The organism is Alicyclobacillus suci (assembly GCF_017329615.1).
In the GTDB taxonomy this organism is placed as follows: domain Bacteria; phylum Bacillota; class Bacilli; order Alicyclobacillales; family Alicyclobacillaceae; genus Alicyclobacillus; species Alicyclobacillus suci.
Window position 1 is genome coordinate 36,065 of record NZ_JAFMTW010000025.1, and the last position, 12,196, is coordinate 48,260.

13 protein-coding genes and 1 pseudogene are annotated in these 12,196 nt (G+C 50.1%); 12 read left to right on the forward strand and 2 right to left on the reverse strand.

The features are described from left to right. The first annotated feature begins 1 nt into the window (after position 1). The 7 genes from J3482_RS12710 to nagA are packed head-to-tail and all read left to right on the forward strand — an operon-like array spanning position 2 to position 5,644. On the forward strand, positions 2-751 hold the full coding sequence (locus J3482_RS12710; protein ID WP_201766387.1) for a PTS mannose/fructose/sorbose/N-acetylgalactosamine transporter subunit IIC: 750 nt from the start codon (positions 2-4) through the stop codon (positions 749-751). Next, positions 738-1,592 carry a PTS system mannose/fructose/sorbose family transporter subunit IID gene (locus J3482_RS12715; protein WP_206917918.1) on the forward strand — a complete coding sequence of 285 codons (855 nt, stop codon included), beginning with the start codon at positions 738-740 and terminating at the stop codon, positions 1,590-1,592. Before J3482_RS12710 ends, J3482_RS12715 begins: the two co-directional genes overlap by 14 nt. A gap of 19 nt (positions 1,593-1,611) precedes the next feature. After that, positions 1,612-2,001: a PTS sugar transporter subunit IIA gene (locus J3482_RS12720; RefSeq protein WP_206922491.1), complete on the forward strand. Its 390-nt coding sequence runs from the start codon at positions 1,612-1,614 to the stop codon at positions 1,999-2,001. 12 nt (positions 2,002-2,013) lie between these two features. Continuing rightward, the gene (locus J3482_RS12725) at positions 2,014-2,505 is read left to right on the forward strand and encodes a PTS sugar transporter subunit IIB (RefSeq protein WP_206922492.1); all 492 of its coding nucleotides are present in this window, start codon (positions 2,014-2,016) and stop codon (positions 2,503-2,505) included. A gap of 5 nt (positions 2,506-2,510) precedes the next feature. After that, a complete protein-coding gene (locus tag J3482_RS12730) occupies positions 2,511-3,761 on the forward strand; it encodes a hypothetical protein (RefSeq protein ID WP_206922493.1) in 1,251 nt (416 codons plus the stop codon). A 1-nt stretch (position 3,762) separates the two neighbouring features. Further along, entirely contained in the window at positions 3,763-4,500 is a 738-nt protein-coding gene (locus tag J3482_RS12735; protein ID WP_206917909.1) for a sugar isomerase domain-containing protein, read from the forward strand. A 16-nt stretch (positions 4,501-4,516) separates the two neighbouring features. After that, positions 4,517-5,644 carry an N-acetylglucosamine-6-phosphate deacetylase gene (nagA, locus tag J3482_RS12740; protein ID WP_206922494.1) on the forward strand — a complete coding sequence of 376 codons (1,128 nt, stop codon included), beginning with the start codon at positions 4,517-4,519 and terminating at the stop codon, positions 5,642-5,644. Between the two features lie 36 nt (positions 5,645-5,680). On the opposite strand, the gene J3482_RS12745 is transcribed toward nagA, so the two are convergent. Then, positions 5,681-6,679, reverse strand: a complete 999-nt coding sequence (locus J3482_RS12745) for a LysR family transcriptional regulator (RefSeq protein ID WP_223203973.1) — start codon at positions 6,677-6,679, stop codon at positions 5,681-5,683. A gap of 81 nt (positions 6,680-6,760) precedes the next feature. Between J3482_RS12745 and J3482_RS12750 the strand changes: the two genes are divergently transcribed. From J3482_RS12750 to J3482_RS12770, 5 genes are all read left to right on the forward strand, one after another. Further along, positions 6,761-7,084, forward strand: coding sequence for a UxaA family hydrolase (locus J3482_RS12750; RefSeq protein ID WP_206917899.1), 324 nt, complete (start codon positions 6,761-6,763; stop codon positions 7,082-7,084). Next, positions 7,074-8,243, forward strand: coding sequence for a UxaA family hydrolase (locus tag J3482_RS12755; RefSeq protein WP_146821363.1), 1,170 nt, complete (start codon positions 7,074-7,076; stop codon positions 8,241-8,243). The genes J3482_RS12750 and J3482_RS12755 overlap by 11 nt, the downstream gene beginning before the upstream one ends. Before the next feature lie 24 nt (positions 8,244-8,267). After that, positions 8,268-8,453: a hypothetical protein gene (locus J3482_RS12760; protein WP_146821361.1), complete on the forward strand. Its 186-nt coding sequence runs from the start codon at positions 8,268-8,270 to the stop codon at positions 8,451-8,453. Between the two features lie 93 nt (positions 8,454-8,546). Then, the gene (locus J3482_RS12765; RefSeq protein WP_206917895.1) at positions 8,547-9,626 is read left to right on the forward strand and encodes a mandelate racemase/muconate lactonizing enzyme family protein; all 1,080 of its coding nucleotides are present in this window, start codon (positions 8,547-8,549) and stop codon (positions 9,624-9,626) included. A gap of 118 nt (positions 9,627-9,744) precedes the next feature. After that, positions 9,745-10,740 (forward strand): 2-keto-3-deoxygluconate permease, encoded by a 996-nt coding sequence (locus J3482_RS12770; RefSeq protein ID WP_146821357.1) that lies wholly within the window; start codon positions 9,745-9,747, stop codon positions 10,738-10,740. Between the two features lie 445 nt (positions 10,741-11,185). Here J3482_RS12770 and J3482_RS12775 read toward each other — a convergent pair. After that, a pseudogene (locus tag J3482_RS12775) lies at positions 11,186-11,913 on the reverse strand (metal-dependent hydrolase family protein); the annotation flags it as partial. Between the last annotated feature and the right edge of the window lie 283 nt (positions 11,914-12,196).

Sequence of the window (12,196 nt, forward strand, 5' to 3'; positions counted from 1 at the left end):
GATGGCTTCTTATAGCATTTGGATAGCTTTGGTGCTAGGAATTCTCGCCTACTTGGGCATTGTCCTCAACTTGGGGCCTGGGCTGTGGTTGCAAGAGGCATTAGTCGTCGGCGTCATCACAGGCCTCATTGTGGGGAATGTCCATCTTGGACTCACCATCGGCGCTACGTTGACGCTGATGTCGCTTGGGATGTGGACATATGGCGGAGCGACGATGCCTGATTTTATGACGGGTGCCATCTTGGGCACTGCCGTTGGGGCGCTTGGCGGCGGCGAGACGGCTGGGCTTGCTGTGGCGATTCCTGCCTCTATTCTTATGACTCAATTGGATGTGCTCGGCAGGGCGGTCACCACCGTGTTTATTCACGCGGCAGACAAATATACCGAGCGGGGGGATATTCGGGGCGTCACGCTCATGCACTTGCTGGGTCAACTGCCTTGGGGACTCACGCGCGCAATACCGGTGTTTATTGCCGTATGGCTTGGCGCAGGACCGATTCAACATATCATCAACGCTTTGCCGCACTGGTTTATGCACGGCATGCAGGTCACGGGTACCATGCTGCCTGCACTCGGATTTGCGCTGTTGTTGAATCAAATGCCTGTAAAGAAGCATTGGGCGTTTCTCGTCATCGGCTATGTCCTCTATGCCTACTTGAAGCTGCCGATTATTGGTGTGGCACTCGTGGCACTTGCGGGTGCGGCATTGTACCTGAAGTTGAGAGGAAGTGAAGCGCGTGCCGAGTCCTGAGGATTCTTTGGAACAAGTTATAGAGAGGGCAGAGGTGACGCCAAAAGACGTCCGATCCGCCATGTGGCGCCACATCATCACCTTGCAGTGGTCGTGGAATTACGAGCGGATGCAGGCACTTGGTTACATGTGGTCAATGCTGCCTATCATCAAAAAGGTCTACCCCAACAAGGATGACATGATTGGCGCGATGAAACGGCACTTGACGTTTTACAATACCAATCCACAGATTGGTTCTCCTCCGATTTTCGGTGCCACAGTCGCCCTAGAGTCACAGAAGATGGGGGACGCGGTCGACAGTTTGAAGATTGGCCTTATGGGTCCCTTTGCCGGGATTGGCGATACGATTCAAGGCGTCCTCGTGCGACCGATGGTCGCGGTGTTTGCGGCAGCATTGGCCCTTGCTGGAAGTTGGGCGGGGCCTGCCATGATGTTCGTGTTGGGGTTAATCTGGTGCGCGTTGATGGTTCCGTTGTTCTACCTTGGCTATCGCCGCGGCGTCGGGTTGGTCGATGAAGTCGCGGGTGAGGGCGTGCTATCCAAAGTCACGGAGTGGGCGACCATTTTTGGCATGATGGTGGTCGGTGGTTTTGTTCCAAGTATTATGTCAGGGCTGACCACACCGTTGCAATTCCACAAGACGGTCGAGGTGGCAGGGAAGGCCACGACAAAAACCATCGCGCTTCAAGATACGTTGAATCAAATCTTGCCTTCGCTCTTTCCAGTGTTGGTGGTGGGCCTCGCGTTTTGGATGATTCACAAACTGAAGCTATCTCCAATTTGGGTGCTTTTGTCACTCGTCGCGCTCGCTTTTATCACGGGTTCTATCGGATTGTTCTAAATATTTTGGGAGGTGCCAAATGGTATCCGTCATCTTAGTGAGTCACGGGGCCCTTGCATCAGGCATGCTTGATGCAAGTCAGATGATTATTGGCACGCAAGCGCAACTCTCTGCGATTTCGCTCGCGCACGATAGCCATCTCGAGACGTTGCAGGAAGCAATTGAAGCGGCAGTCACATCCATGGATGACGGAGATGGCGTGTTGCTCTTAGCCGATTTGCTTGGTGGCAGTCCGGCGAATACATCGGCAAGGCTTCTCTCTGATTCCATTGCCTTAGTGACCGGTTTGAATCTTCCGATGCTACTCGAGGTACTGGTCAATCGGGCAAATCAGTCACTGTCAGACTTGGCGCGGGTGGCTGTAGAAAGCGGCCGGGCCGGCGTGATGGACATTCGGGATTTGCTGTAAGGAGGAATAATCATGCCAATCAAGCATCTTCGAATCGACAATCGGCTCATTCATGGGCAAGTGACGACCAACTGGGTGAGCTCGGTAGGAGCCACGCAGATTCTCGTGGTGAATGACCAGGTTGCGAATGATCCGATTCAAAAGAAACTGCTTCCTGCCGCCGCCAGGGGCGTCAAAACATCCGTTCTCAGTATCGAGGATGCAGTGTCTTATATGCAGCATCCCGACCACGCGCGAGAACAGGTACTCGTGGTGGCGAAGTTTCCGACCGATGCGTTGGCCTTGCTTCAACAGGGGGTACAACCTGAACAGGTGAACGTGGGAAATCAAGCGCCTATTCCGGGTACGAATTACAAGATGCTGACGAAGTCGATTGCTGTTACACCGGAGGATGCACAAGTCTACCGTCAGATTGCCGAACTCGGTTTTCACTTGACAGCACAGATGCTGCCGTCAGACGCGAAAACGGATTTCTTGGCGCTCCTTGAAAAGAAGGGTCTATAGACGCGATGATCGAGCTTGGAACGGCCGAATGTGCGTTGTTGACGGATCCTGGACTTGTGATGTGGGGGTACGCCGCACGGCTGTCTCTCGGTGAACGTACGCACGATACGTTATACGTCAAAGCTGCTTGCTTCCAAACACGCGGACAACACGCCTTTTTCCTCGTGACGATGGATTTATTGGATGTACCATTAGATTTTCCGCAGTCGATTGAACAGCGACTTTGCTCAACACTTCGGCGTGCAAACATCACTGTGCAGATGGTATCATCCCATACGCATGCCGCACCGTCGCTCGTGGCGACAGAGCCGCAGAATCAAACATTTGTGGCAATCGTGATCGAAAAAATCGCAGAAACGTGTGTCGCGGCCTACCGTCGATTACAGCCGGTTGTGAGAACGGCGCGTTGGTCAGGCGAGATGGACCAGTTTGGCGCGATTCGCCGACAAGGCAAAGTGACACCTTTGCCGCTACACGTGCAAGCCTTTTATGCGGACGCGGAGCATGCGAACCCGATTCTCGTCCTATTTCACTTACCCTGTCATCCAACGGTACTCAGTGCCGCTAATCTCCGCTATTCTGCCGAGTGGCCTGGTGTAGCGCGCAGTGTCATTGAAGCGCATTTTGGCGATGGAACGCAATCGCTGTTTCTAAACGGTGCGGCAGGGGACATCAGTACGCGCCAGACCCGTCGAGCGCAGGACTTCGAGGAGATGGAGAGATTCGGTTTACGTGCAGGCCAGGTGGTTCTTGCCACAATGGTGAAAGCGCCGGATTTCACGGTGGATAATCCCAATTTGGTCGTTGCCTCCTCTCTTGTCACCTTGCGACCCGCGGCGCGTATCCATCTCGCCGCATTGCGCGACGTGCTAAATCGGCCTTGCGTGGACCAGCGCACAGCGGAGACGCTCACGCAGGCAATGAACGGGTATGACGTCGTGCACGCTGCCGACGTGTCGGATGTCCGAATCCCGTTGCGCGTCTGGTACTTTCCGGGCGTTGGTTTGTTCGCATTTTGGCCGGGTGAGCCATTTTCGACTTTTCAACAACTCTTGGATGCCGAGGTCAGTCTACCGATAGCACTCGTGGGTTACGGTGGGTGTGTCGGCTATCTGCCAGACGTCACACCTTACCAAGACCCATCTTATGAAGTGCTGATGAGCGTTTACGGACAAGAGGGCGCGCGCGAGCTGCTCGTGGTCACGAAACGTCTCGTGCACGAGCTATTTGCCAACCAGCCACAAGGAGGAGTTTGAGATGATATCCGCAAGCGTGTTTGTAGAAGCTGCGCTCGATGCTGTGAAACAGGTAGCAGGCACTCAGCTGGATGCGATTCGTGAGGCGGGGAAGCGATTGGCGGAAGTGATTGTGAACGGGGGCGTCGTGCATATCTTTGGCACGGGTCACTCAAAGGCGTTCGCCATGGAGATGTCGAACCGCGCTGGGGGCTTAGTGCCTATGCACATGATGAGCATCGACGACTTGTGGCGAAGCAAAAATACTCCTGATGATATTCATGACCCGAGCATTGAGCGTGATCCCGCTGTTGCACACGAGCTCCTCCAACTCTACGATATCCGCCCGGAGGACGGTGTCATTATTGTCTCGAACTCTGGTCGCAACGGCGCACTGGTGGAGATGGCGTTGCTCATGAAGCAGCGGGGGTTGCCTCTTATCTGTGTGACTTCACTCGCTCACACCCAAAGCGTGACGTCTCGCCATCCGTCAGGCAAGCGTTTGTTTGAAGTGGCTGACGTGGTGATTGACAATTGTGGCCCGATTGGTGACGCATTGCTCGAAGCGCCGGAACTTGCGACGCGCGTGTGTTCCATCTCATCTGTGACGGGTGCGGTGATTGCCCAGTGTCTGACGGCAGAAATCACGCGCAATTTGATTGAGGCCGCCGTGGAAGTGCCCATCCTGATGAGCGCCAACGTGGACGGTGCGGATGAATTCAATCAGCGGTTGACGGCTCGCTACAGAGGGCGAATCTAAACGGTGGTGAGATAGCGTGAACCTTGTGATACGCGGGCAAGTTGGGGCGAAGCATATGGATGTCGGCATCGAGGATGGCAGGATTACGACGATAGGTGAGGCGAGTTCTAGCAGTCTTGTGGGCAGTGCCACCATTGACACCGGTGGTAGGTTATTGCCTGGGTATATCGACGTCCACGTCCACGGAGGTGGCGGTGCGGAAGTGATGCTAGGCACGGAAGACGCCTACGAGCAAATTTGTAAGATACACGCGCAGCACGGAACGACCGGCCTACTCCTGACGACCGTGACAGCAGCGGATGAGCAGATTGAACGGGCACTTCGCAATTATCACCCAGGTGTTCAACCAGACGGTGCAGAAATCCTTGGGTTTCACCTCGAAGGGCCATTTATCTGTGTCAAAAAGGCAGGCGCTCAACCAAAGGAGCACATTCAAGCGCCAAGCGTCGAAAAACTGCAGCGATGGATGAAGGCGTCTGGTGGCACGGTTCGCTACATGACGCTCGCCCCGGATGTGCCAGACGCGCTCGCGGTTGTAGCAGAAGCTCGCAGATTGGGCATTAAAGTTGCCGCGGGTCACTCCGCCGCTACGTACGCGCAAGCAAAGGAAGGATTTGCGGCAGGGATTGAGAGTGTCACCCATTTGTACAATGCGATGTCTGGTCTACACCACCGTGATCCGGGTCTACTCGGGGCCGCGTTGACGACCAAGGACGTCTATGCAGAACTTATCGCGGACAGACTTCATGTTCACGATGCGGCGATGCAATTGGCGTTTCAGGCAAAAGGGTTAGATAGAATGATGCTCATCACCGATGCGGTGATGGCAGCTTGCATGCCGGAGGGCGTCCACTTTAAGGTATCTGGGCAACGCGTGCTCGTGGAGAATGGCGCTGTTCGGTTACCAGATGGTACGTTGGCGGGGAGTACCTTAACATTAGATCGCGCTGTGAAAAATCTACTCGACCTAGGAATTCTCACACCAGACGACGTTCAACATGTCACGTCGCTGAACCAGGCGCGCTTTTTAAGTCTGCCGCATGGTCGATTAGAAGTTGGTGCGCCGGCCAACCTGATTGCAGTGGATGCAGAGTGGAATGTGACGCATACCATTGTTCGCGGTCGATTGGTTTACCAAGGGTAAAGAGGAGTATGCGCATAAGCTGGCCATTGGGCCAGCTTATGCTGATTTTTCTTGGATGACTTGTCTTAAAATCTTGACAAACTCCTGTGCTTGTTTTGAAAAGTGCTGATGCTTTGCGCGAGCCCAACCAAACCAAAACGTCAATGTATTGTCTTCGATTTCTAGCGGAATGATATCCCCGGAACTTACATAGGGATCGTTTTTCAGCGAAAAATCTGGGTAAAATCCAATGGCAACTCCCTCAGCGATGGTTCTCTTCGCCGCCTCAGAATTCCCGAGATAGAGAAGAATATTCAACTGTTCTGTGTTAAGAATCTTTTTAATATATTCCTCTTGACGATGGTTGGGTCCGAACATAATCATCGCTTCATTGGCGATCACGTCTTTTGAAATGGGATTTGCCACTGGAATCGTTGATTTTTTCCCAATACAAGTGACATATGTGCTGGTTAATAGCGGATGAAATATCATTTTTTCTGGGACTGGCTCTTCCGGGACGTGTGAGATGAGACCAATATCCACTTGATTGCCGAGGATATCCTCGACAATTTGTTTCGAGCCGTCCTCTCTCACTTCAACCCGCACAAACGGATGTGCCTTTTTGTAGGCGGATAAGACATAGCTAAGGTAGGTATTACACATACTCGGAATTGCAGCGACATGGAGTTTTCCACGTAAGGAAAGGGTTTCCGCTTGTGCCTCTTCTCTTATCTCGTTGACAATGTTGATGGCAGACTGCGCTTTCTTCAACAATTTTTCACCAGTGCTTGTCAGGGTGACACCCGAGCGGGATCGCTTAAATAGTTTGACGCCCAGTTCATCCTCAAGGTTTGTGATTGCTTGACTGACACTGGGCTGGGAAATTTGCAAGTGTTGAGCAGCGAGCGAAAAGGATTTTAGTCGCGATATTTCAACGAAGTACACCAATTGTTCCAGGCGCATGAAACATCCCTCAAATATTATATAGTCAATTTCTATACATGGATTATAAAAAACAATTTTACTTCGTTCAAATCTATATGTAAACTCACACATGTAGTGAACCTGATGAAACGACGAAAGACAGCCTCGAGGACAGATGAATGATTCAACATGTGAGATAAGAGGTGAGGCAGCGTGGCAGTAGAGCAACACGTGGTCGCGGGGAGTATGCAAAAACGGGTTTTGGTCATTGATGTCAAGGACAATGTCGCTGTAGCGCTAGAGGATATCAAAAAGGGTGACCACTTTCGTGTCGAAACGGCAGAAGGGGCTCTGGAAATTACAGCTTTGGTGGATATCCCGTTTGGGCACAAAGTCGCTTTAAAATCTTTTGTGCGTGATGAGCCAGTTTTGAAGTATGGAGAAGAAATCGGTAAGGCAGCGGAATCGATTGAAATAGGAGATTGGGTTCACAATCACAACATGTATTGTGAAAGGGGTTTCAAATATGGCCGATAAGTTTCTAGGTTATCGAAGAAAAGATGGTTCTATCGGTGTCAGAAACCATATCGCGATTATCCCCTCCGTGTTTTGCTCCGCGAAGGTGGCGGAACGGATAGCATATCAAGTACCGGGATCGATATATTTTCGCCATCCAGTTGGATGCAGTCAGGTTGGGGAAGACCTAGAGATTACGGCAAAAACACTGATTCAAATTGGGAAGAATCCGAATTTTGCCGGTGTTGTGGTGGTGGGGCTGGGTTGTGAACGATTTTCACCTTATGAGTTGGCCTCTGGGATAGCGTCTACGAACAAGATGCTTGAAACCGTTGTCATCCAGGAATCGGGTGATTCTATATCCGCTATCCAACAAGGAACCAAGTACGCTAGAGAGATGCAACTTATCGCCTCCAGGCAGCAACGAGAAGAAGCAGACGTGAGCGAATTGGTGATAGGTCTGAACTGTGGTGGATCAGATATGACATCCGGACTCGTGGCGAATCCTGCGCTGGGGTTGGCATCTGACAAGCTCGTCGCTCATGGTGGAACGTCTATCCTCAGTGAAATTACAGAACTGATTGGGACGGAAGATATTCTGGCCAGAAGGGCGGTGAATGAACAGGTGGCCGATGAAATACGAGAGATTATTCGTCAGACAGAACTTAAGCTAGCGCGTCAGACGAGGAACTCGAGCAATCCGAATCGTACGCACCTCATATCAAAGGGGAACTACGATGGCGGGTTATCGAGTGTGGTGGAAAAAGCGCTTGGCAGTATGAAGAAGTCAGGGAGTGCGCCATTTAGCGGGACCTTGTCTTACGGCCAAAAGGCAGATAAAAAAGGACTGTTGTTACTCGACTCGCCAGGACACGATGGAGAAGTCAGCACCGGTTTGGTGGCTGCTGGGGCACAAATCATCGTTTTTCCAACAGGTCGAGGGACGCCAACTGGATTTCCAGGTGTTCCAGTGATAAAAATTACAGGAAATCCCAATACGTATAACAAGATGAGAGAAAATATCGATCTAAACATTGGCGAAGTCATTGCCGGTAAAAGTACCTTAGAGGAGAAGGGGGAGGAGATATACCAGGAGATACTCGAGGTCGCATCAGGGAAAATGGTCAAGGCGGAGATACTCGGTCACGACGAACAATTCTGTATTACTAGGGTTCCTTAAGTCATATGTAAAGGGGGGCTAGTGATGGATAAGCAAAGCAAAATCTATGGAATTATGAAGGTTGCTGTGGAGCCTTTGACGCGGTATGAACGGGTTGGAGTGGTTCAAGTCACAGATGACAAAGTATTCGTGGAGAGTGTCGAGGGTAAGGTGCTATGGGTAGACTTGAGCACTGTAGACATCTTATCAGGAAAGGGAATCTGCGGTTAGTAGAGAACGACACTTATCTAGGTTGATGAATCAGATTTCAATAGTTGAAAAGGCGGGTTCAAACTGATTATCACGAATGTAGAAAGTATCCCTTTGTCTATTCCACTCCGGCAACCGGCACGCATCTCAACACGGGATTTATTTGCTAGGGAGTATGTTCTGGTTAAAATTCAAACGGACGAAGGCGTCGACGGCGTTGGATATATTTACGCCGGCACGAAAGGTGCAACTATTGTTGCGCTGATGGTCAATCAATTTTGTACACCACTGTTGGTCGGTCAAGATCCTTCGATGATATCGAAACATTGGGCGTCGATTTATCAAGAAATGCTTCTGTTAGGGCGGCGAGGTGCTGGATTGAGAGCACTTTCCTGCGTGGATATCGCTTTGTGGGATTTGATGGGGAAAAAGACGGGGTTACCGCTCTATCAATTGCTTGGGGGCCATCGCAGCACGGTGCCGGCGTATGCCTCTGGTGGATATTACAGAGAGGGAAAAGACCTCCAAGGTTTAGCAGATGAACTTGCTCGATATCAAGTGATGGGATTCTCTGACTTTAAGATTAAAGTTGGTGGCGTATCCATACAGCAGGATGTGGAACGTGTACGTGTTGCTCGCGAGACCATTGGTAAGGATGCGAGACTTGCTATTGATGCGAATAATGCATACACGTCTGTTCCTGAGGCGGTTCGAGCGATTGAGGCCTTTTCAAAGTTCGATATATGGTGGTTCGAAGAACCTTTGTCACCGGATTATGTCGATGGGCATGCACAGGTGGCGCGTCGGACGACAGTCCCAATTGCAACCGGTGAAATCGAAGCGACGAGATTTGGATTTCACGAGCTCATTACGAAAGATGCCGCTCTTATTCTCCAAGCGGATGCAGGGGTATTAGGCGGTATCACGGAGTGGTTGCGTGTAGCTCATACAGCATCAACCTTTGGAATTGAGGTGGCTCCGCACTGGCATGCGAATTTACACATTCACTTGGTTGGCGCGGTAAGTAATGCGCTTACCGTGGAGTATTTCGTACCTGAAGAGGATATTTACAATTTTGAGGAAATCCTGCTTGAGAGGCTACGGCCCATTCATGGTCAAATTGAGATTCCAAACAGACCCGGAATCGGTTTGGTTCTCGACGACGGTGCTGTTGAGCGATATACAATTCATTAGTTCTATGAAGTGAACAAAAGACGGTGATAGTGATGGGTTATTTGTGTTTCACAGAAAAAGTAAGCGCTTTACTTGGTTGGGAAGAGACTAGATAGCCTAAAAGAAATGAGGGATACATGTGCCGATTAAGCGTTTTATAGATAAGATTCCCGGCGGAATGATGATTGTTCCACTTTTTATTGGAGCTATTATTCGTACTATCGACCCAAATATGTTTGATAACACGGTTTTACAGAGCTCGTTTACGGGTGGATTGTTGTCCGGAACTAGTGCTTTGTTAGGTGCATTTTATGTATGTTTGGGCTCAACCATCGAATTTAAAGCTGCTGGCATCATTCTTAAAAAGGGCATCACATTGTGGCTAGGGAAAGTTTTGTTTGCGGCGCTGGTCGGGCTGTTGATTAAGCTGTTCGCCCATGATCCGAATCACCTCTTTTTAGGGCTATCAGCCTTGGCGATTGTCGCTGCGTTTTCTGATACAAATGGCGGGATGTACATGGCTCTATTAGGGCAACTCGGTACGGCCGAGGAAGTCGCCGCCTGCTCCATTATATCGCTGGAGTCTGGTCCGTTTTTCACTATGTTAATTCTCGGTGTGGTGGGACTCGCAAGTTTTCCTTTTATGTCGTTTGTGTTCGTCATTCTACCGATGCTTGTTGGAATGATTTTAGGCAATCTGGACGAGGAAATGAGATCATTTTTAAGCAAGGGGAAAGATGTGTTAATCCCGCTATTTTCTTTGGCATTGGGCTGTGGCATTAACTTGACGCAAGTGGTCAAGGCAGGAGGTACTGGCATTGTTTTGGGTCTTGGCGTGGTTGTGTTAACTGGGGCCGTCATGTTCATACTAGACAAGCTGACAAAGGGTAATGGTATTGCTGGATTGGCTGCTTCGTCCACAGCCGGAAATGCCTCTGCGGTACCTGTAGCTGTAGCAGCAACTTATGTTGGGTATAAGGGAATTGCTGCAACGGCGACTGTGCAGGTTGCGGCTAGCGTTATCGTTACAGCAATTCTGGTACCAATTATCACAACGGGTTATGCTCGGATAATTCGCAAACGCACTACAACTTCAGAGAATGATGTGCAACATCTTGCTCATGTAGAGGGATAGGTAGAGGCACTGTTACACGTTCTTATATGAGCCTTTTACAGAATGAATATTTTTGAGAAAGTAAAAAAGTAACTATATTGTGATAAATGGATAAAATTACATTTTTGTTATATTGTCTTTTATGTTTCAGGATTCTTTTTTGTGTCCTGTTATTCCTTGCCCTGCAAAGGGTTTAGGAATTTGCAAAACGCTCATCCTATATGGGGATATTTGGTCGGGGACACAGTGCATTAAATGCCCCATGGAATCAGATTGCAGTCTGTGCCGCTGCTGTGGTTGCATATAACTGGGGAATTAATACGGGTATCCCAACAGCGTTTTTTGACAAAGACCTTAAGCTTTGTTCGAAAAGGTTCACAGTGTTTCGCTTCGGAAGGCGATTATATGCATCCCGAATTTTTACTTTCACAGGTGAACCTTTTCGAACCCTAACATCTACGAACATTTACGCGTAGACAGCATTCAATGCCGATTTGGTCTGCAAGGTCTTCATGATATTTCCATTTTGAATGATAGTCACGATATGATTCGGGTTCTCTAGTGACCGAATGTCGTCCAGGGGGTGGTGTTTGTCAGGATGATGTCGGCCAGCTTTCCGACTGCCAAGGTGCCAATAATGTGGTCCCATCCCAGGCATTCGGCCGCTGTCTTTGTCGTAGCGACGATACTTTCCATGGGCGACATGCCAATTTGGCACATCAGCCCGAGTTCACGCAGGTTCGTTCCATGTGCCATGACACCGGCGTCCGTGCCCATTGCGATGCGGACACCAGCGCGATACGCTTTTGCAATACTCTCCTAGTGTTGTTCAATCACTTCACGGCATTTGCGGATTCCGTATTCTGGCATGTCGTCGTTTTTTTCAGCCGATTCCAGGACAGCGACGGGGGCGAGCAGGGTGGGTACTAAGTATGTGCCGTGTTCCAGCATGAGTTCAATCGCTTCATCATCTAGGAAAATTCCGTGTTCAATCGAGTGAATACCGGCTCGAACTGCATTCTTAATTCCCTCTGCACCTTGGGCGTGAGCCATGACTTTAATCCCTTTTCGGAATGACGCCTCTTCTAGCATGACATGCAGCTCTTCTTGTGAGAATTGCGTAAATTCAGGGTGATCTGTTGGACTAAGGACGCCACCTGTCGCATGCACCTTGATAATATCCGCACCTGCGCGCGACTTCGCGTGATTCCGCAAGATTTGCTCACCAATTCGACGATGCCGACGATAGGCTCCATCATGATTTGCCCGCTCATTATTCACATGGGTACGCTGATTCCGTTGCGCACCATTCGTAAGCAATGGCGTGCGGTATGTATCAATTTGAGTTAAAGTCTCAAATAGTGGTGTAAATTCTTCTGGAGGCTGAATCTTGACGAAAAAGCCATCGAGTGCAATCTACTAAAAGTGTGCAGCAATCAGTAGAGGAGGCACTTCGATGGCTTATACGGATAAGATC

What these genes read in the sequence shown, in the direction of transcription:
- J3482_RS12710 (WP_201766387.1), top strand. Translation starts at nt 2, where the DNA reads ATGGCTTCTTATAGCATTTGGATAGCTTTGGTGCTAGGAATTCTCGCC.
- J3482_RS12755 (WP_146821363.1), top strand. Translation starts at nt 7,074, where the DNA reads ATGGCCGATAAGTTTCTAGGTTATCGAAGAAAAGATGGTTCTATCGGT.
- J3482_RS12725 (WP_206922492.1), top strand. Translation starts at nt 2,014, where the DNA reads ATGCCAATCAAGCATCTTCGAATCGACAATCGGCTCATTCATGGGCAA.
- J3482_RS12735 (WP_206917909.1), top strand. Translation starts at nt 3,763, where the DNA reads ATGATATCCGCAAGCGTGTTTGTAGAAGCTGCGCTCGATGCTGTGAAA.
- J3482_RS12760 (WP_146821361.1), top strand. Translation starts at nt 8,268, where the DNA reads ATGGATAAGCAAAGCAAAATCTATGGAATTATGAAGGTTGCTGTGGAG.
- J3482_RS12720 (WP_206922491.1), top strand. Translation starts at nt 1,612, where the DNA reads ATGGTATCCGTCATCTTAGTGAGTCACGGGGCCCTTGCATCAGGCATG.
- J3482_RS12745 (WP_223203973.1), bottom strand. Translation starts at nt 6,679, where the DNA reads ATGTGTGAGTTTACATATAGATTTGAACGAAGTAAAATTGTTTTTTAT.
- J3482_RS12730 (WP_206922493.1), top strand. Translation starts at nt 2,511, where the DNA reads ATGATCGAGCTTGGAACGGCCGAATGTGCGTTGTTGACGGATCCTGGA.